Raw genomic sequence first — 19,916 nt, 5'->3', positions numbered from 1 at the left:
GGCGTCGCTCAAAGACCGCCCATGCACAGATATTTGATCTCGAGGTAGTCCTCGATGCCGTACTTCGAGCCTTCGCGGCCGAGGCCGGACTGCTTGACGCCGCCGAACGGCGCGACCTCGTTCGAGATCAGGCCGGTATTGATGCCGACCATGCCGTACTCGAGCGCCTCGGCCACGCGCCAGATCCGGCCGATGTCGCGGCTGTAGAAGTAGGCGGCGAGTCCGAACTCGGTGGCATTCGCCGCGGCGATGGCCTCTCTTTCGTTCGTGAAGCGGAAGAGCGGGGCGACGGGGCCGAACGTCTCCTCGGTCGCAAAACGCATCCGTGCGGTCACGTCGCCCACCACGGTCGGTTCGAAGAACAGCTTGCCCGCCGCATGGCGTTTGCCGCCTGTCAGCACGCGCGCGCCGTGCGCGACGGCGTCGGCGATATGCGCCTCGACTTTTTCCACCGCCGCTTCGTTGATGAGCGGCCCTTGCGTCACACCCGTCTCGAATCCGTTGCCGACCTTGATGCGGCCGACCGCCGCCGCGAATTTTTCTGCGAACGCGTCGTACACGCCGTCCTGCACGTAGAGGCGGTTCGTGCAAACGCAGGTCTGCCCCGCGTTGCGGTACTTCGAAGCGAGCGCGCCTTCGACGGCGGCGTCGAGATCCGCGTCGTCGAATACGATGAAGGGCGCGTTGCCGCCGAGTTCGAGCGAGAGCTTCTTCACAGTCGGCGCGCACTGGCTCATCAGCATGCGGCCCACTGGCGTGGAACCGGTGAACGAGAGCTTGCGCACGATCGGATTGCTCGTCATCTCGGCGCCGATCGAACGCGGGTCGCCGACCACCACGCTGAACACGCCGGCCGGCACGCCCGCGCGATGCGCGAGTTCGGCGAGCGCGAGCGCCGACAGCGGCGTGGCTTCCGCGGGCTTCAGGATCATCGCGCAGCCGGCGGCAAGTGCGGGCGCGACTTTGCGGGTGATCATCGCGGCGGGGAAATTCCACGGCGTGATCGCGGCGCATACGCCGATCGGTTCTTTGGTCACCAGCATCCGTTTGTCGGCGGCGGGCGAGGCGAGTACGTCGCCGTCCACGCGCTTGGCCTGCTCCGCGAACCACTCGATGAACGACGCTGCATAACCGATCTCGCCGTTCGCTTCCGCAAGCGGCTTGCCCTGTTCGGCCGACATGATGATCGCGAGGTCGTCCGTGTTCGCGATCATCAGCGCGTGCCAGCGCTTGAGGATCGTCGATCGCTGTGCGGCGGTGAGCTTGCGCCAGCCGCGCTGCGCGTGTTCGCCGGCTTCGATCGCTCGACGCGTTTCGGCGCCGGTCATGAGCGGCACGTCGGCGATCTTCTCGCCGGTTGCGGGATCGTCGACGGCAAACGTGCGTGCATCGTCGGCGCCGCACCATTGGCCGTCGATGTAAGCGAGCGTGCGCAGCAGGCTCGGGTCTGCGAGCCGGGAAAGCGGATTGGATTCAGTCATGGTCATCGCGAAGAAAGCCCGCCGGCACGCGTCGCGCGACGGGTCTGGAAGTAGGGAAAAGGCGCGGGCGGTGCGCCCGTTACGACTCGTGTTGCTGCTCTTTCCAGCGTTTGATCACGCCCGTCTCGATGTCGAACAGATCGAGCATGCGGCCGACCGTGTGATCGACGATATCGGCGATCGTCTGCGGCTTCGAATAGAACGCCGGAACGACCGGCGCGATGATCGCGCCCATGTCCGAGAGTTGCACGAGCGTGCGCAGATGGCCTCCGTGCAGCGGCGTTTCGCGCACGCCGAGCACGAGGCGCCGGCGCTCCTTCAACACGACGTCGGCCGCGCGGCTGATCAGAGAACTCGTGATGCCGGTGGCGATCTCGCTCATCGAGCGCACCGAGCACGGCGCGACCAGCATGCCTCTGGTTTTGAACGAACCCGACGAAATAGCCGCGCCAATGTCGCCGGGCGAGTACCAATGCGACGCTCGCGCGCGAAGGTCGGCGGCGCGGATGTCGGTCTCATAGGTCATCGTGAGTTCGGCGGCCTTGCTGATCACGAGATGCGTCTCGATGCCCGCCTCGGCGAGCAGTTCGAGCGCGCGAATGCCGTAGACCACGCCGGACGCGCCGGTGATGCCGACGATAATGCGCTCCGGAGCGCTGTTATTCGTGCCCACGATTGCCCTCGACGCTGCGCACGGGCGAATTCGGCTCGACGCCGCTCTGGCGGCGCGCGTGATACGACGCGTCGCGCTGCATCCACTCGCCGCGAGTTGCCTGCTCCGCGTTGCGGTCCCACTTCGCAGTCCAGTCGCCGAGCGAGTAGCCGTACCACGGCGACTCCGGCTTGAGCTTCGGCAGACCGAGGCGCTCCCACAGCGCCTTCGCGTTTTCCATGTATTCCTTCTTCGGCAGCGCGAGCGGCGGCATCGGCGTCTTCATCGTCGCGTCGATCAGCATCGCCGAATCGAGGCCCGTATCGTGGTCCGAGCGCGGACCATGGCCGTGCTCTCGGTACGAAATCAGCTTCACGTCCTCGACCGGATTGCAGCGATAGCCCATCGCCCAGAACACGGCGTCGGCGTTGTTCGGATCGATATCGTCGTCGATCGCGATGACGAACTTGCCGATGGCGGCCTGCAGCGACATCGTGCCGTACAGCGCGCGCCAGATTTCGGTCTTCTTCGAACCGCGCTCGAACTGCAGGAACACGAAGCGGCGCAGATTCGTGAGCGGCTCGTGCAGCGACACTTTCTTGATGCCGCGAATGCCCAGGTGATCGCGCAGATGGCGCAGGAACATCGGCTCATACGCAAGACGCTTGATGACACTCGATTCGGACGGCGTGACCTGCGAGATGATCGACGTCAGCACCGCGTCCTTGCGGCGCGTGATCGCCGTGACTTCGATGGAGAGGTTGTAGTCTTCGAGCGCGACGTAACCGTGGCTCTCGCCGAACGGGCCTTCCGGTTCCAGATATTGCGGATCGACATAGCCTTCGACGACCACTTCCGCTTCGGCCGGCACCAGCAGATCGACCGTGCGGCCTTTGACGACGCGAATCGGCGCGCCGGCGAGACCGCCCGCCACGCTCAGTTCGTCGGTGTTCGGGCGCAGCTTCTGCGGACCCTGGAACGCGACGACGGGCGGCGCGCCGAGCACGATGGCGACCGGCATCTTCTCGCCTTTCGCGGCGTATTTGCGCCAATGGTCGAGACCGCCCGCGCGCAGGTTCACGAGCATCATCATGCCAAGGCGCGTGGCGGATTTCAGATGGCCGCGATACGTGCCCATGTTCTGCACGCCGGTGTCCGGGTCGCGCGAGATCACGCCCGTCATCGTCATGTACGGGGCGGCGTCGAAGCCCGGCGTCGAGATCGGCAGCGGCAGCGATTCGAGGCCGTTGCCCGGACCTTCGAGATCCTTGCCCTCGATCACGATGTCGTGCACCGGGCCGCTTTCCACCACGACGGGCGGCACCGGATTGTCGATCGCGCGATTCCACGTATCGCCGATGTCCTCGAGCGACGGCACGTTCATGCCGATCCGGTAGATCTCCGGATTCGCCGCGATGCCGCCGACGATGACCGGAATGTCGTACTTGCGGCCCTTGCTGTCGACGATATTCGTGAAGAGGAACGCCTTACGCTCCGCTTCGGGAATACCGCCGCGAAACTGCCAGCGCACGAGCGGATGCATTTCGGTGTCTTTGTTGACCGGCTCGTCGATGCGGTACAGCAAACCTGCTGCTTCGAGACGCGCGATGTGGTCGTGCAAGTCCGCGTAACCGGCATTCGCGGAAGTGTTGGAAGTAGTGTCTTGATCTGCCATGGCTGGGTGTCCCGTAAAGCACCGCATTGCGCGGCGCCCTTATTGCCTGAAGTGTTGCCCGTTGCGCGAAGCGCGCCGGTAGTATTGCGGCGAGTAAAGAAGGCGTATTAGCGGCGCATCGACGTCATCGCGTTGGCGAGCGACGCACCCGCCATTTCGCTCGCGAGCGAGAAGTCGGGAATCGTGATCTCGCGGAAGTACGTCTTCAGCGTGGCAATCGCGATCCGGTCGCGCGTGCAGATCGAGGCGACCATTGCGTCCGCACGCTCGGCGAGCTTCGCGGCTGCGACGACCTCTGCGACGATGCCCCACTCGCGTGCGTTCGCGGCGTCGATCGTCTCGGTCAGATAGACCATGTGCGCAGACGCTTTCGGCGGCACCTTGTGACGCAGCACGGACAGCACGAGCGTCGGCGGCAGATTCTTCTGCAGCTCCGGCAGGCTGAAGCGCGCGCTATCGGCAGCAACGGCCAGGTCGCACGCGGTGACGAGTGCGCAGCCGAAACCTTCGGCGTCGCCTTGTACCTCGGCGAGAACCGGCACTTCGCTTTCATGCATCGCGCGGTAGACGTCGAGAATCGGATCGGCCACGTTACGGCGGAACTGCGCGGCCGTCGGCGGCGTGGCCGGCGGGGCGCCGACCGCACGGCCGCGGCAGAACGCAGGACCGGACGCGCGAATGCGGATGATCTTGACGTTGTTGTCGCGGCCCGCCTTGCGGATTTCCGCGGCGAGCGCGCGCATGGCTTCGAGCGTGAGCATGTTGCCCTGCTCGGGCTGGCCGAGAGTGATCCGGTATTCGGATTCGTGGAGCGCTGCGGTGAATTCGGTCGTCATGGAGTAAAAGTCCAAACAAGGTAAACAGGGAAGGGCGCCCGCGCTCCGCGCATGGGAGCGGGGCCTGCGCAGGTCAGCGCGCGTAGGCGCCGGCCTCCTTGAGCTTCTGGAACACGCGCTGCGGAACGAGCGGTGCTTCGGTGAATTCGACGCCGTATTCGGACAGCGCGTCCTCAATTGCAGCGACGATTGCTGCCGCCGCCGGGATCGTGCCGCCTTCGCCCGCACCCTTCACGCCGAGCGGATTCAGCGGCGAGGGCGTCTCCAGGTGCACGATGTCGATGTTCGGCACGTCGGTTGCCATCGGCAGCAGGTATTCGCCGAAGTTCGTCGTGGTGGGCTGCGCGTTCTCGTCGTATTGCATCCACTCGAGCGTCGCGTTGCCGATGCCGTGTGCAACCGAGCCGATCACCTGGCCGTCGACGATCATTGGGTTGATGAGCTTGCCGGAGTCGTGCGCCATCACGTAGTTGAGGATCGTGATGTGGCCCGTCTCGCGATCCACTTCGAGTTCGACGACAGCGGTGCCGTTGCAATACGTCGACTGCGCGGGCGAAAAGTATTTGGTCTCTTCGAGACCGGCGGTGAGGCCCTCGGGCATCGTGAAGCCGGGCATGCCCTGCGAGATTTTCGCGAGTTGCCCGTAGCTCATGCGCTGCTCGATGCCGGCGCGCCGCGCAACGTGACCTTCGACCAGCAACAGTTCTTCGGGCTTGCACTTCCACAGGTGAGCAGCGAGAGTGAGCATCTTTTCGCCCACGGCCTGCGCGGCGATGTAGACGGAGTTGCCCGCATTCACCGTCACACGGCTCGCGAACGTGCCAACGCCCATCGAGATGCCGCCCGTGTCGCCCGTGATGACGTCGATCGTTTCGAGCGGCACGTTCAGCTGTTCCGCGCAGATCTGCGCGAAGGTCGTCTTGTGGCCCTGGCCTTGCGGCGATGCGCCCGTGATCACGGCGATGCGGCCGTTCGCCTGCACGCGCACCGTCGCGCCTTCGAACGGACCCATTCCTGTGCCTTCGACGAAGCTCGCCATGCCGATGCCGATGAAGCGTCCTTCACGGCGCGCCTCGGCCTTGCGTTGCGCAAAGCTCGAGTACTTCGCGCGCTCGAGCGCCGCTTTCTGGCAGGCCGGATAGTCGCCGCTGTCGTAACGCAGCGGGCTGCCGTCGCGATAGATGAAGCCCGCGTCGTACGGCATCTGCTCGGGCTGGATCAGGTTGCGCCAGCGCAACTCGGCGCGGTCCATGCCGAGTGCGCGTGCGGCCTTGTCGAGTATCCGCTCCATCGCGAACACCGCCTGCGGGCGGCCCGCGCCGCGCACCGGCGAGGTCGCGCATTTGTTCGTGTAGACGACGTCGAGCTTCGCGCCCATCGCCGGAATCACGTAAGGGCCGGGCGTGGTCGTGATCGAGATGTACGGCGTGATGATGCCCCACGGCAGGAACGCGCCGTTGTCGTGCACCATCTCCAGTTTCACGCCTCGAATCTTGCCGTCGTTTTCGAGCGCGATTTTCACGGTCCACCACTGGTCGCGTTCCTGCGTGACCGCGAGGAAGTGTTCGCGCCGGTCTTCGATCCATTTGACGGGGCGCTTGAGCGCAACCGCCGCAATCGCGACGAGCGCTTCTTCCGGATAGAACGGCAGCTTCGGACCGAAGCCGCCGCCGACGTCGTTCATCAGCACGCGCAGCTTTTCCGCATCCCATTCGAGCAGTTCGACGAGATTCTTCTTCTCGTGGTGCGGCGCCTGGCCCGACGACCAGACAGTCAACTCGCCGTTGGCAGCGTGAAATTCGGCGAGATAACCGCGGGTTTCCATCGGATGCGCGGAGCCGCGGTTCTGCCAGTAGGTTTCCTCGACGACGTGCGGCGCGCCGTTAAAGGCCGCGTCGATGTCGCCAAAACCCATTTCGATATGCGCGACGACATTGTCTTTCGCGTCGGTGTGGCAAAGCGGCGACTCGGGGCGCATGCCGTCGCGGCAATCGGCCACAGCGGGCAGCGTATCGTATTCGACTTCGATCAGGCCGCACGCGTCTTCGGCGATATAGCGGTTGTCCGCGACCACGAAGGCCACCGCTTCGCCCGCGAACGTCACTTCCGTCGAGGCAAGCAATTCCTGCGTGCGCTCGAAACGGATTGCCGGATTCGGCAGCATCGAAGGCGCGCGGCCCCTTGCGCGGCCGCTCAGGTCCGCGTGTGTGTAGACGGCGTGCACACCCTTCAGTTCGCGAGCGGCCGTGCAGTCGATCGAGACGATTTTCGCGTGCGCATGCGGGCTGCGCAGCACGGCGGCTTGTAGCATGTTCGGCAGATGCACGTCGTCCACGTAGGAACCCTGACCTTGCAGCAGCTTCTTGTCTTCGGTGCGCGTCACGCGCTTGCCGATGTAGCGCTGGTCGGTGGGCGCTCCCTTCAGATCGGAAATTTCCATCGTGTTACTCCGTAGCATGTGCCGCGGGCGTCGTCGACGCTGCCGCACGCTGATCGCGGATGCGTTGGGCGGCAAGCAGCGCAGCGGCCACGATCGGCTGATAGCCCGTGCAGCGGCACAGGTTGCCCGTGATCGCTTCGCGGATTTCCGATTCGCTCGGCGAAGCCGTTTCGTTCAGCAATTCGGTGAGCGTCATCAGCATGCCGGGCGTGCAGAAGCCGCATTGCAGCGCGTGCGTTTCGGTGAAGGCTTTCTGCAGTTCGTTGAGCGAGCCGTCTGCGTGAGCAAGGCCTTCTACGGTAGTCAGCGAGCGGCCGTTGACCTGGGCGGCAAGCGTCAGACAGGCGCGCGCGGTGCGGCCTTCGATCAGCACGGTGCAGGCGCCGCATACGCCGTGCTCGCAACCGTAGTGCGTTCCGGTGAGTTCCAGGTCGTGACGCAAGAAGTCGCCGAGCATGCGCCGCGATTCGACTTCGCGCTCATAAGCGGTGCCGTTGACGACGACTCTGACAGTACGAGTCTCCATGTCCATCTCCTTAGTCACTCTACGATTGTCTTGCGACACGCGAGAACGCACGTTTCAGCGCTCTTTCGGTCAGGACGCCGGCAAGATGCTGGCGGTAGTCGGTACTGACGTGCGCGTCGGTCATGACGTCGAGCGCGCTGGCGGCGTCGCTCGCCATGCGCAGCGCGGCGTCGTCCATCGGGCGGCCGCGCAGCGCGGTCTCCACGTCGTGCATGCGGACGGGGCCGGGCGCAACGCCGCAGATCGTCAGCGACACGCGGTCAAGATTGCCTTGCGCGTCGGCGGTGCAGAGCGCCGCGACGCCGACGATCGCGTAATCGCCATGACGCCGCGCGAATTCTTCGAATGCATAGCCATGACCTTCGGGCCAGATGTCGAGCGAAATGCCTGCGAGCAGTTCGCCTTCTTCGAGCGCGGGGGTCATGTACATCACGGCCCAGTCGGACATCGGCAACTCGCGGTGCGTGACCGCGCCGTCTTCATAGCGTGCAATCGTCAACACGCCGTCGAGCGCGGCGGTGAAGCACGGCTGTTCCGACGAAGGATCGAGCTGGCACAGACTGCCGCCGAGCGTGCCGCGATTGCGGATCTGCTTGTGGCTCACGAGCTGATACGCCTCCCGGATCAGCGGCGCGCGTTGAATGACGAGCGGCGACAATTCGATGTCGCGTTGCCGCGCCATCGCGCCGATGTGGAGGCGATTGCCGCGCTGTTCGATGCGGGTCAGTGCTTCGACGCCGTTCAGGTCGATCAGATGACTCGTCATCAGATACCGGAAGTTCATCATCGGCATCAGCGACTGACCGCCCGCCAGCACTCGCGCGTCCTCGAGCGTGCCGAGAAGTTGCACGGCTTCGTCGAGCGTGGTCGGCGCGTGGTACACAAATTCACTGGGTTTCATGCGTGCTCCGATAGTGCAGCGGTGGCGTCTTCAATGTTGCTGTTTAGCGCCGAAGAGCCGCGCGAAGAAATTCCGGACCGACTGCCACATGGCTTTGCGCATGAGTGCGCCCGCGTCGAGCGGAACAACCGGCGCGGCCGCGGGCGGCGGGCGGCGCGTTTCGACGGCCGGGCGCGACGCATCCGTCGTGGCGGTCTGCGTTGCCTCATTGATCCGGTTAGTTTGATCGCCGGGAGCCGATGCGGCGCCGTCGGACGTCGCGGGCGTCGCGTGCGAAGCTTGCGCCGACGTGGCGGTTTCAGCGGCATACGCGGCGTCGGACTCGATCAGCGCGGTCAGATTCTTCGCGAACTGGTTCAGCAACTGTTGCGAGAGCGCTTCGATCATTCCGGCGCCGCGTCCATACTGCGCGACGGTGCCCGACAGATTCACGTCCGAGACGACGTCCACTTTGGTCTTGCCGCTGCCGGCGTCGGTCACGGCCGCGTTGATCTGCGCATCTGCGCCGCCGCGTCCCTTCGTGTCGGTGCCGCTTGCGGACACCACTACCTTGCGGTCTGCGTCGTTCTGTTCAGCGATCTTGAATTTGCCCGCGAATTTCAGCGTAAGCGGGCCGAGCTTCACGGTGAAGCCACCCTTGTAGCTGCCGTCGGGCTGCTGTTCCTTCAGTTCCGCGCCCGGAAAGCACGGGGCGGACCGTTCGATGTCGATCATGGTCTTCCAGACGTCGGACGGCGGTGCATCGACGGTGAAAGACGAACGGATTGTGATTGCCATACTGCCTCCTCGAGACGATCGGCCGTGGCAGCCGCCGCTCCATTTATTCGGTCACTGCTGGGCCGCGCGGCGTGCGAAAAGGTGTTCGCGTGCGCACGGCCAGCGTTTCATTTCATTGAGCAAGGCTCGACAGAAAATCGTCGAACACCGTTGCGAAGACTTCACGCATGTCGAATGCGCCGAAATGCGCGGCGCCCGGCACCACGACGAAACGGCTGTGCGGCAGCGCGTCGGCGATCTTCTGCGATACCGCCGGCGCAATGCTCGCGTCGGCCTCGCCCGCGACGACGAGCGCCGACGCTTTCACGCGGGGCAGCTCGCCAAGGTTATCCAGCTGCGAGATGGCCTGCCAGTTCGCGCTCCAGCTGTACCAGTCGTCGGCGGCAAGACGTGTGCGGCATTTCTCGACGAGGTCCGGGCGCGGGGTGTCGGCGGTGAACCAGCGTGCGATCGTGTCGTCCGTGACTTCGGACATCGAGCCCTGGCGGCTCATGTCGCCGCGCGCAAGAATGCGCGGACGCACTTCGTCGGGGAAGCCGCCCGCCGTGCCGCACAGAATCAGCGCGCCGGCGAGTTCCGGAAACTGGATCGCAACGCGCTGCGCAATCATGCCGCCCATCGAGACGCCGATCAGCGTGGTGCCGCTCAGGTGCTCCTTGCGCAGCACGGCGGCGACGTCGGCCGCATGATCGGCGAGCGTGACGGGCGACGTGATGACGCTCGACTCGCCGTGGCCGCGAAGGTCGATTGCGACGACGTCATAGGACGCCGCCCAATGCTCGACATATTCGTCCCACCAGCTGCGGTCGACGCCGATCGGATGAAGCAGGACCAGCGGCCGGCCCGTCCCGCGACGGGAGTAGGCGATGCGACCTGCGGGGATTTCGCAGAAAGTTGACTGAGACATGACTTGTACAGGTAACGCGTCGGTGACAGGTGTTTCGCGCCCGGCCGCCGCATGGGCGGCTCGCGGCGCGCAACGCCTGGAACTCCCGGAACCGCCAGGCGGACGTGCCCGAGATGAATTGCGACGACGGATCGCAATGTGCCGCGGTCTTGACGGATCGCTTGCGGGATTCAGGCCGTTGCCGCGGCTTTTGCCTTCAGATCGAGCACGACCGCTTTTGCCCGGCGCAGCCCTTCGGCGGCGACCGGAATCCCTGCGTAGACGCCTGCCTGCAGGACAACTTCGGCAATTTCCTCTTCCGTCACACCGTTGTTGACCGCGCCGCGCGTATGAACTTCGAATTCGTGCCAGCGGCCGAGCGACGCCAGCATCGCGAGGTTCAGCATGCTGCGCGTGGCACGCGTGAGGCCGTCCCGGTTCCACACGTTGCCCCAGCATACGTCTTCCGTGTACTCGAGGAACACGGTGTCGAAAAGATGAGGATTCGCGGTGTTCTGCGTATGGTTCGCGCCCAGTACTTCCTTGCGGATCTTTGCGCCGATGGCACGACGTTCGGATAGCGTGATGTCTTCCATGAGTATCCTTCGAGTTTGTCCAGCGGTTGTAGGATTGTATAATGAGAGCGAGTATCGGAGCTTAGCCGTCGAATGTCAATATGATTGTATTACGAAGTATGGCGGCTCCTATTTTTCTACGGCAAAGGGAAGGGATGAATACCAATAGACTGGTTGTGCGGCCGGTGGCCACGCTGCGGCAGCAGGTGATAGATGGTCTGCGTGCGTGTATTAGCGATCTGACGTTCAAACCGGGCGACCGGCTGATCGAGCGCGAGCTCTGTGAAATGCTCGGCGTCAGCCGCACGCTTGTTCGTGAGGCGCTGAGCCAGCTGGTCGCAGAAGGGCTCGTGCAGATCATTCCGCACAAAGGTCCGATCGTCGCCGTCATGACGGGCGACGAGGCGCGCGGTCTATATGAAGTGCGCGCCGTACTGGAGGCGCTAGCGGGCCGCCAGTTCACCGAGCGGGCAACCGAAGAGCAGCGTACAGCGCTGAAGAATGCATTGAGCGAACTGGCGTCGATGCGCGACATGCAAGGTCAGGAAGGCACCATGCGCTTCCTGAAGCAGAAGGCGCAGTTCTACGACGTGATCCTCGAAGGCGCGGGCAATCCGGTGCTCACCGAGATGCTGCGTCTCGTCCATACCCGCGTGATGATGCTGCGTGCCACGACGCTTTCCCAGGAAGGGCGCCTCGTGCAGAGCTACGACGAGATCGCCGCGATTGTCGACGCGGTGATGCGCAACGACGCCGACGCTGCTGCGGCGGCGTGCAAACACCATGTCGAGCAGGCGGAAAGGCTGGCGGTCCAAGTTCTGGCCGTCGCAGCCAACGACCAATGACTAGCAGCGGGCATCGCAACGGCGGCGTATGCCCGCCGCTTGCCTGACCTGATTTATCCCGCATAAGGCACGACGCGCGAATTGCGAGCGTGTCGTCCGTCTTGCTGTCGTGCCGTAATACAATAATCTGTATTGCAATCTAATTGCATTACGATATACTGCGCGCATTGACGAAAGCGGGCCTATGACCCGTACCAATCACACCGCTCGCCCTCACGGCGGAAGATCAGGAGACGGGAACCATGGGCACATCGCAGGGCGCCAAGGCGGCGCCGGTGGCTTCGGTCGACGCGCAGCCATACAGACTGTCGCGTTACCAGTGGCTGGCGCTGATTTCAGCGTTCCTCGGCTGGATGTTCGATTCGATGGACCTGAATCTCTTCACGCTCGTGCTCGTGCCCAGCGTGAGCCAGCTGCTGCATAGCACCGACGCAACGGAAATCAGCAAGATCGGCAGCTACATCATTGCGGGCAAGCTGCTCACGTGGGGGATCGGCGGCGTGCTGTTTGGCGTAGCGGCGGACCGGTACGGCCGCTCGCGTGTCATGGGCCTCACCATCCTCATCTATGCGGCCTTTACGCTCTTGAGCGCATTCGCAAAAACGTGGCCGCAGCTTGCAGTCGCGCAGGCAATGGCCGGTTTCGGTATCGGCGGCGAATGGGCGGCAGGCGCCGCGCTCGTCGCCGAATCATGGCCGGGGCGGCAACGCAACCGCGCCATGCAGATCATGCAAATGGCGTTCGCGTTCGGCTTTCTTGCCGCGGCGCTCGACAACCTGCTGCTCGGCCGATTCGGCTGGCGCGTCGTGCTCGGTGTGGGCGCAGCGCCCGCACTCGTCACCATTCTCGTGCGCCGCTTCGTGCCCGAGCCGCAGCGCTGGGTGCAAGTGCGGGAGAGCGTCGTCGCCGAATCGGCGATGCAGACCTTCACCGCCATTTTCGCGCCGGGACTTCGGCGCAAGACGATTATCGGCGTGATCGTGTCGTCGGCGGCCATGCTCGGCTGCTGGGGCGGTCTCACGTTCCTGCCGAGCTGGATTCATCAGCTTTCGGCTGCCGCTGCTGATCAGCGCAACATCGGCACCACGGTCAGCTACGCGTTCATCCTGATGATGTTCGGCGCGACGCTCGGTTATCTGACACTGATCTGGATGCTCGACGCCTTCGGCCGACGCATGTCGTATTTCATATTTTCATCAGGATCGCTGATCGTGTCGCTCGTGCTGTTCATGACGGTGCACGACGTCGGCGGCGTGCTCTGGCTCATGCCTGTGTACGGCTATTTCGTGATCGGCGCGTTCGGCACGTTCGCCGCCTATCTGCCCGAACTTTTCCCGACTCGTGTGCGCGCAACCGGCCAAGGCTTCTGCTGGAACATGGCGCGTGCGTTGACGAGCATCGGACCGATCGCAGGCAACGCGGTAGTGAGCAAATTCGGCTCGTTTCCGGCGGCGTCGGCTGCAGTGTCGCTGCTCTTTATCGTCGGCATGGTGTCGATCTGGTTCGGTCCGGAAACGAAAGGCGTTCCGCTCGACAACTGAAGTTCGCCGACAGCAGGCGCGCGTCGCCAGACAGGCTTTCCTTTTGGTTCAATGGAACAAACCTTGAATACACACATGCCGAAACCCGGCGCATCGACCCGAGACGCCACCGCGGACATTGCGCCGGCGGGTGTGTTCGACATCGGGATCAACGGGCGTTTGCCGCTGCCGCAACTGGCCGTGCTCGCGCTGCAGAACGTATTCGGCATGACCGGTATGTTCGTTTTTCCGGGAATTCTCGGGCGCGCCTTCCATCTGGCCGATGAGCAGATCGCCTACCTGTACGGAATGACGTTCATCGCGTGCGGGATCATCACGATCCTGCAATCGGTGCTCCTATTGCGTCTGCCGATCGTGCAGGGTCCTTATGCAGGCAGTTTCGGTGCGCTCCTGACGGTAGGTCACTTGCAGTCGGGCGGGCTCGGCACGGCATTCGGATCGTTCTTCGCCGCTTCGCTGATCTGGTGCGTGCTCACGGTGCCGATCCGCGGACGCAGCGTTGCAGGCGTATTCGCGAAGCATCTGCGCCTGCCGATCATCTCCGGAATGATGGTGATGCTGATCGTCGTGCAGATCGCAAGCGTTGCCTTGCCGACGTGGATCGGAAGCACTAAAAGCCCTGGTTTCCCGGTCGTGAATCTGCTTTCGGGCACGGTGGCGGTGGCGGGCATTGTGTTCGCGATGCTGTGGGGCGGACAGCGTATGCGTCGCGTGGCGATCCTGGTGGGCCTCGCGCTCGGCACGTTGGCTTATACGCTGTTCCAGCCCGTGTCGTTCACCGCGGTTGCTGCGGCGCCGTTCCTCGTCGAACCGCGCATCTTTCCATTCGGCTTCGGCGTGCGGCCAGATCTCGTCGCCGTGTTTCTGCTCGTGCTGATTCCGGCCGGCATGGGATCGATGGCGCTCTATCAGGCTGTTGCCGAATGGGGCGATGAGACACTGAGCCCCGGCCGGATGTCAGAAGGCTTGTTCGGCGTCGCACTCGGCTCGGTGGTCGCGGCAGTCTGGGGCGGCTTCAGCACCATTGCGTATCCGGACAACATCGGCATTCTGCGCGCCACGCGCGTGGGTTCGCGTTTCGTTACACTCGCCGCCGGCTGCCTGCTGATCGTGCTGGGCGGTTGCGTGAAGTTCGACATGCTGCTGGTCGTCGTGCCGATTCCGGTGATCTCGGCTGCCGCGACGCTGCTGTTCGGCATCGTCTTCATGCACGGCGTGCATATTCTCGCGCAGGTGGAATGGGACGACCGGCGGCTGATCGTATCGGGGCTCGCATTTCTCATTGGCCTTGGTGGTCTCTTCATCTCGCCCGAAGTGATTCATGCAATGCCGCTGATGCTTCAGCTCGTCGTTCAGCAGCCTGTGATTTCGGGCGGTCTGACTCTCGTCATATTGCACTCGCTACTTTGCTCGAAACAGAAGGCGCCGAACACGCCTTCGGCTGCGCCGTCGCGCACACAGAATCAGACATAAGCAGGGCAGCAGGGCGGACATCCCTGCGCGTCGCTTTCCGGTGACGCGCATAGATATAAAAGTAGAGACCACAGAATCTATATTTCGTAGTCCGTAAAAACCGTCGACGTCGCAAACGTGACTGGACATATCCTGGTATGTCCGTCGCGCGCTGGCTCGCATGCGCACGTTCAGGTTGGAGAAGCAGGAGACTTAGATGCGAATAAGACTGAAAGTAATGGCACTGATCATTGGCGCTGCGTTTTGTGCAGAAGCCGCTCACGCGCAATCTAGCGTGCAGCTTTATGGACTTCTCGATGCGTTTATCGGCTACAAGAAGCCGATGAACGGTCGGGCGAGCGTGATCGCCGGTAATGGCGGCATGACCGCGCCGTATTTCGGCCTGCGCGGCACGGAAGATCTGGGCGGCGGCACCAAGGTCGTGTTCGATCTCGAAGGGTACTTCAACATTCAGACCGGCGCGATGGGCCGCACCGGCTTTCCGCAGGACGGACTGTTCTCGCGTAACGCGTATGTTGGCTTGACCGGCCGCTACGGCACGGTGACGGCCGGCCTGATTCCGCCGTTGCTCTGGTTCTCGACGATCACTTTCAACCCGTTCTTCAATTCGTTCGTGTTTTCGCCGATCGTGCTGCAGAGCTACGTCGGCGTGAATGGACAGGGTGTATTCGGCAATGCGGGCGAATGGTGGAACTCCGTGTACTACGCGTCGCCGTCATACAACGGGCTCGTAGGACGCGCGATGTATTCATTCGGCAACGAAGCGGGCCATCCCGGCCAGAACAAGTGGAGCGGCCAGGTCTCTTACAACAACGGCGGTTTCGCGACTTCGGTCGTCTATCAGCAGATCAAGTACAGCCTTAACGCCGGCGATCTCGGCACGCTGATTCCGGGGCTAACCACGCAGTCCGTAATGAACCTCGGCGTTTCGTACAGCATGAACTTCGTGAAGCTCTACGGACAATATCAGCACGTGTGGGATTCGATCTCGAACGGCGATGTCGGCATCGACACCGCACAGATTGGTTTCGCCATTCCCGTGGGCGTGGGCCGGATTCTCGGTTCGGATGCTTATTCAAAGAGTTCCGGTCACGCGTCCGTCTACCGCAACACCTGGGCGCTTTCTTACGACTACCCGCTGTCCAAACGCACCGATGTCTATGCCGCGGTGCTGTCCGACCGCGCGAGCAGGATGGCGACCGGCACCACAGTCGGCGGCGGCCTGCGCACGCAGTTCTGATTGACGGCCCGCTGCGGCGAATGCGCGGATTTCTCGGGCAATCCACGAAAGATGGCGAAAGGATGGGCAGCGCATGGCATGCCCTCTCGCCTCACAGATTAACGATTTCAATGGAGGAGATATGTTTGAAACTGGAGTAAGGGGGCGCGGCACGCGCAGGATCGGCATGCGGCGCTCGCTGGCGGCAATGACACTGGTGGGACTGTCGAGCGGTGCAGCGCACGCACAAAGCAGCGTTACGTTGTATGGCTCGCTGGACGGCGGGCTGCGTAATCTCGTGAACGGCACCAAGGCAGGCGGTGCAGCGCTGTCTATGGCCTCGAACGGCGTCTACAAATCGAATCGCTGGGGATTTCTTGGGATCGAGGACATGGGCGGCGGCTACTATGTACGCTTCAATCTCGAAGCGGGCTATATTCTGTCGACTGGCGCGAACAGCGCCTCGAACAACACGCTGTTTTCGCGCACGTCGACGGTTGGAATCGGTGGCCCGTTCGGTCAGGTAGACGTGGGGCATCAGTTCACACTGCAGCACCGCCTGATCAAAGACTTCGAGCCATTCGATCTGCGTTATCTGGGCATTACCGAAGCGGCGGCGATTTCGGGCGGCACGAGCGGCCGCGACGACAACGCGATCCATTACCACGGAGACTTCGGTCCGTGGACGCCCCGTGCGGTCTACGCGCCGGGCGGCATCGCGGGCAGTTTGTCTAGCGGCTCCATGATCGCGGGCGGCCTGAATTACCACACCAGGATGTTCAAGTTCGGCGCCGGCTATACGCATCGTTCGAATCCGCTTTCGACTACAGCGACCACGACCCCGTATTTCGCCAACAATCAATACACCGCTGGCGGTGCCGTGACGATCGGTCCGGTCGATCTGATGGCGGGCTATTCGCTCACTACACAGTCCGTTCCTTCGACGGTGCACGGCGAGACTCGCAACCAATACCTGTGGGGCGGTTTCCGCTATAAGGTGTCGTCGTTCTTCAACGTGACGGGCGCGTATTACGACAACAAGAACTCGACGGCCGGCGTGGACGGCAGGAAGGACGTTTCTATTCTCGGCGTCACCTATTCGCTGTCGAAAAGCACACAGTTCTATGCTGACGTCGACTACACGCATTTCACTGGCGGCTATGTCACCAACGCAACGCTCAACCCATCCGGACATGCGAAGCAGACCGGCGTCTCATTCGGTATGAACCATAACTTCTAGTGCTTGTGAGTGGCTACCGAAGGAAACCTCCCGGAGGGAAAGCGGATTCCGACTTCCGTTCTCCGGGAGGAGTACTTCAATCAATGCGCCTCGCACGGGCGTTACATAGCGAGAATTTCCCTGACTGCATCGTCGATGAACTTGACGTCGACGGGATTGGCAGCGGGGCCGCCCGCAAAATGACCCCACACTGATTCGATAGGCCGCAGTAGTGCATTGGGCATCTTCGAGACTTCATACTCACTATCTTCCGGCGGAAAATATAGATCGGTGCGCCCGGGCATCACAATAGCTTTGGCGGTGATGCTGCCCAACGCCCGATCGAAATCACCTTGATAAAGCGAATTCGCGGAGATATCGGCGTATTGCCAGCTCCGCATCATTGACAGGATGTTGTTCGCGTCTTTCTTCAGGAAATCGCCTTCCCAGAAGTGGGTAATGAAGTCCTCTAGCGAGCCATATCCCATGGCTTCCATGTCGAGCCGTTGCCGTAAAAACGCCTGCGAAAATCCCCACCCGGCAAATACACGTGCGGCAGCGCGCATTCCGCGCGTCGGCGGCGTATCGTAGAAGCCGTCGCGGAATTCCGGGTCCAGCAGCAACGGTGCCTTGAGCCCCTCGATAAATACGAAGTTGTGCCGCGAGCACCGTGCCGCTCCGCAAAACGGCAGAATGCGTTCTACCATCTGCGGGTACATCGCCGCCCAGTGGAACGCCTGCATCGCGCCCATCGACCAGCCGGTAACGAGCCTGAGCGACTCAATGCCGAACTTCTCGGTCACGAGGCGATATTGCATCGCGACGTTATCGTAAAGCGTCACGAGCGGAAATCGTCCACGGTCATAAGGTGGCGGATTGTTGCTCGGCGAACTCGACACGCCGTTGCCAAACATGTTGGGAACAATAATGAAGTACTCACGCGGGTCGAGCCCCATGTGCTCGCCTATCAACCATTCATTGTCCGCATGACTGCCGCTATAAAACGTCGGGTAGACAATCGCGTTGTTGCGTGCCGCATTCAGCCGGCCATAGGTCTTGTAGCTGAGCAGCATGTCGGGCAGCGTCGCGCCGGACTGCAGCACGACACGGCCAAGGTTGAAAGTTTCGAAGTCCGTCATGAGAGCCTCTTATTCAATTGGCGACGACGTTAAGGAATTTTCGAGTGCGTTCGTGAGTCGGGTTGTCGATAACCTGCTGCGGCGTACCTTGTTCGATGACTTCGCCGCCATCCATGAAAACGACGCGGTCAGCGACATCGCGGGCAAAGCGGATCTCATGGGTAACGACGATCATCGTCATGCCGGCATCAGCGAGCCCTCGCATCACGCCAAGTACTTCTCCGACAAGTTCTGGATCGAGAGCTGAAGTCGGCTCGTCGAAAAGCATCAGCTTGGGCTTGATCGCGAGCGCGCGCGCAATCGCCACGCGCTGCTGCTGCCCGCCCGATAATCTATGCGGTAAATAATCCTCATGCGCGGCGAGGCCCACGCTTTTCAACAGGTCCCGGCCAAGCGCTTCTGCTTCGGCGCGCGGCACGTCATAGACCTGCCGCTGTGCTTCCACGATATTGTCGAGCGCACTCAAATGACTGAACAGATTGAAATGCTGAAATACCATGCCCACGCGCGCTTCGGCGCGTGCGCGTGCGAGGTTGTGCAGCGGCCGCACCGTGCCGCCGCCGCCCGGCACTTCCCGGTAACCTACGTACTGGGAATCGACCTTGATCGTCCCCCAGTCGAGCGGTTCAAGATGATTGATGAGCTTGAGCAGCGTGCTTTTTCCGGAACCGCTCGGACCCAGAATGACGACCACTTCGCCGTGCGCGATCGACAGATCGACGCCGCGTAAAATCTCGCGTTTGCCATACGATTTCCAGACGTTCCTGCACGCGACGAACGGTTCGTCGCGCTGCCGTGGCGTGCGGCTTTCAGCGGGCAGTAGCGTGCCGATCCATGCGTGATCATTCGGCTCCTCCACCTGAGCGGCGACCGGCAAGACAACTTGTGCGTCGGGCTGTTTCGCATCTGGCGTCGAAGCGCGCAGTCCGAACCACGAGAATGTAAGTTTGCGGTCGCGCTCGTGATCGAAGAGGCGTTCGAGCCATACCTGAGCTAATGAGATCCCGCTCGTCAGGAACAGATAGATCACCGCCGCCGCGCCGAAGACAGTGAAGAACTTGAAGTTCTGACCGACGACCTGTTGTGAGCGAAACGTGAGCTCGTTGACGAAAATTACCGAGGCAATCGACGTCAGCTTCAACATGCCGATGGTGTCGTTGGCGAGACCGGGAATCACCGCCCGCATGGACTGCGGCAGGATGATGCGGCGTAAGGTCAACAACGGTCCCATGCCGAGTGCCGCGGCCGCAATGGATTGCGATCGGTTCACCGACAAGATGCCCGCACGAAACAGTTCAGCGCTGAACGCAGCCTCGTTCAATGCGAAGCCAATAACAGCAGTCGAGACTTCATCGAAGCGCAGACCGATCAATGGCAAAGCATCGAAGATAAAGACCAGCTGTAGCAGTTGCGGTGTCCCGCGCACGAACCAGATGTAGCCCCACGCCGCCGAGTTCAAAGTCCTGAACCGTGAGAGCCGCATTAGCGCAAGACCGAGGCCGAGCACAAGCCCAATCGCCATTGCTATCAGCGTGATTTTCACCGCAATCCACGCGCCGCCGAGCAGGAATGGCGAGCCGACGTAACCCACCAGTTCCCTGAAACCGTCGAGTACCTGGACGCCATCAAGACCGGCGGCCATTGCCGGCTGAAAGACCAGCATGGCGGCAATACCGAGTGCGCCAACGACGTTTTGTTTGATTCGCAATGCCTTCATGTCAGAACCTGATT

17 protein-coding genes are annotated in these 19,916 nt (G+C 62.5%); 5 read left to right on the top strand and 12 right to left on the bottom strand.

Translation table 11 applies throughout. The features are described 5' to 3' along the window. Positions 1-8: 8 nt before the first annotated feature. From SB753_RS01275 to SB753_RS01230, 10 genes are all read right to left on the bottom strand, one after another. Positions 9-1,481 (bottom strand): NAD-dependent succinate-semialdehyde dehydrogenase, encoded by a 1,473-nt coding sequence (locus SB753_RS01275; RefSeq protein WP_410798615.1) that lies wholly within the window; start codon positions 1,479-1,481, stop codon positions 9-11. Between the two features lie 79 nt (positions 1,482-1,560). Then, positions 1,561-2,154 carry a UbiX family flavin prenyltransferase gene (locus SB753_RS01270; protein WP_087750360.1) on the bottom strand — a complete coding sequence of 198 codons (594 nt, stop codon included), beginning with the start codon at positions 2,152-2,154 and terminating at the stop codon, positions 1,561-1,563. Beyond that, the gene (locus tag SB753_RS01265; protein WP_410798613.1) at positions 2,141-3,808 is read right to left on the bottom strand and encodes a UbiD family decarboxylase; all 1,668 of its coding nucleotides are present in this window, start codon (positions 3,806-3,808) and stop codon (positions 2,141-2,143) included. Before SB753_RS01265 ends, SB753_RS01270 begins: the two co-directional genes overlap by 14 nt. Before the next feature lie 107 nt (positions 3,809-3,915). Beyond that, positions 3,916-4,644 (bottom strand): enoyl-CoA hydratase/isomerase family protein, encoded by a 729-nt coding sequence (locus SB753_RS01260; protein ID WP_310066914.1) that lies wholly within the window; start codon positions 4,642-4,644, stop codon positions 3,916-3,918. 73 nt (positions 4,645-4,717) lie between these two features. After that, on the bottom strand, positions 4,718-7,084 hold the full coding sequence (locus SB753_RS01255; RefSeq protein WP_204521405.1) for a xanthine dehydrogenase family protein molybdopterin-binding subunit: 2,367 nt from the start codon (positions 7,082-7,084) through the stop codon (positions 4,718-4,720). 4 nt (positions 7,085-7,088) lie between these two features. Beyond that, positions 7,089-7,610 carry a (2Fe-2S)-binding protein gene (locus tag SB753_RS01250; protein WP_410798611.1) on the bottom strand — a complete coding sequence of 174 codons (522 nt, stop codon included), beginning with the start codon at positions 7,608-7,610 and terminating at the stop codon, positions 7,089-7,091. Between the two features lie 19 nt (positions 7,611-7,629). After that, positions 7,630-8,511 carry an FAD binding domain-containing protein gene (locus tag SB753_RS01245; protein ID WP_410798609.1) on the bottom strand — a complete coding sequence of 294 codons (882 nt, stop codon included), beginning with the start codon at positions 8,509-8,511 and terminating at the stop codon, positions 7,630-7,632. A gap of 30 nt (positions 8,512-8,541) precedes the next feature. Continuing rightward, positions 8,542-9,288 (bottom strand): SRPBCC family protein, encoded by a 747-nt coding sequence (locus SB753_RS01240; protein WP_410798608.1) that lies wholly within the window; start codon positions 9,286-9,288, stop codon positions 8,542-8,544. A gap of 112 nt (positions 9,289-9,400) precedes the next feature. Beyond that, positions 9,401-10,195, bottom strand: coding sequence for an alpha/beta fold hydrolase (locus SB753_RS01235; protein ID WP_410798606.1), 795 nt, complete (start codon positions 10,193-10,195; stop codon positions 9,401-9,403). 170 nt (positions 10,196-10,365) lie between these two features. After that, positions 10,366-10,770: a carboxymuconolactone decarboxylase family protein gene (locus tag SB753_RS01230; RefSeq protein WP_410798604.1), complete on the bottom strand. Its 405-nt coding sequence runs from the start codon at positions 10,768-10,770 to the stop codon at positions 10,366-10,368. 134 nt (positions 10,771-10,904) lie between these two features. Here SB753_RS01230 and SB753_RS01225 point away from each other — a divergent pair, with 134 nt between their 5' ends. From SB753_RS01225 to SB753_RS01205, 5 genes are all read left to right on the top strand, one after another. Next, the gene (locus SB753_RS01225) at positions 10,905-11,594 is read left to right on the top strand and encodes a GntR family transcriptional regulator (RefSeq protein ID WP_310066917.1); all 690 of its coding nucleotides are present in this window, start codon (positions 10,905-10,907) and stop codon (positions 11,592-11,594) included. A 242-nt stretch (positions 11,595-11,836) separates the two neighbouring features. Next, complete coding sequence (locus SB753_RS01220) at positions 11,837-13,135, top strand: MFS transporter (protein WP_410798602.1); 1,299 nt, start codon at positions 11,837-11,839, stop codon at positions 13,133-13,135. Positions 13,136-13,198: 63 nt separating this feature from the next. Then, the gene (locus tag SB753_RS01215; protein ID WP_241077878.1) at positions 13,199-14,608 is read left to right on the top strand and encodes a uracil-xanthine permease family protein; all 1,410 of its coding nucleotides are present in this window, start codon (positions 13,199-13,201) and stop codon (positions 14,606-14,608) included. A gap of 196 nt (positions 14,609-14,804) precedes the next feature. Further along, positions 14,805-15,848 carry a porin gene (locus SB753_RS01210; protein ID WP_410798600.1) on the top strand — a complete coding sequence of 348 codons (1,044 nt, stop codon included), beginning with the start codon at positions 14,805-14,807 and terminating at the stop codon, positions 15,846-15,848. Between the two features lie 121 nt (positions 15,849-15,969). Beyond that, positions 15,970-17,067 (top strand): porin, encoded by a 1,098-nt coding sequence (locus SB753_RS01205; protein ID WP_410798598.1) that lies wholly within the window; start codon positions 15,970-15,972, stop codon positions 17,065-17,067. A 101-nt stretch (positions 17,068-17,168) separates the two neighbouring features. On the opposite strand, the gene SB753_RS01200 is transcribed toward SB753_RS01205, so the two are convergent. Next, on the bottom strand, positions 17,169-18,185 hold the full coding sequence (locus tag SB753_RS01200) for an alpha/beta fold hydrolase (protein ID WP_131315531.1): 1,017 nt from the start codon (positions 18,183-18,185) through the stop codon (positions 17,169-17,171). Positions 18,186-18,198: 13 nt separating this feature from the next. Next, the gene (locus SB753_RS01195; RefSeq protein WP_410798597.1) at positions 18,199-19,902 is read right to left on the bottom strand and encodes an amino acid ABC transporter permease/ATP-binding protein; all 1,704 of its coding nucleotides are present in this window, start codon (positions 19,900-19,902) and stop codon (positions 18,199-18,201) included. Positions 19,903-19,916 lie beyond the last annotated feature (14 nt).

This window comes from Paraburkholderia sp. SIMBA_053 (assembly GCF_046534895.1).
GTDB classification, from domain to species: Bacteria; Pseudomonadota; Gammaproteobacteria; order Burkholderiales; family Burkholderiaceae; genus Paraburkholderia; species Paraburkholderia caledonica.
Note: the sequence above shows the minus strand (reverse complement) of the source record. Positions and strands in the feature narration are given on the sequence as shown.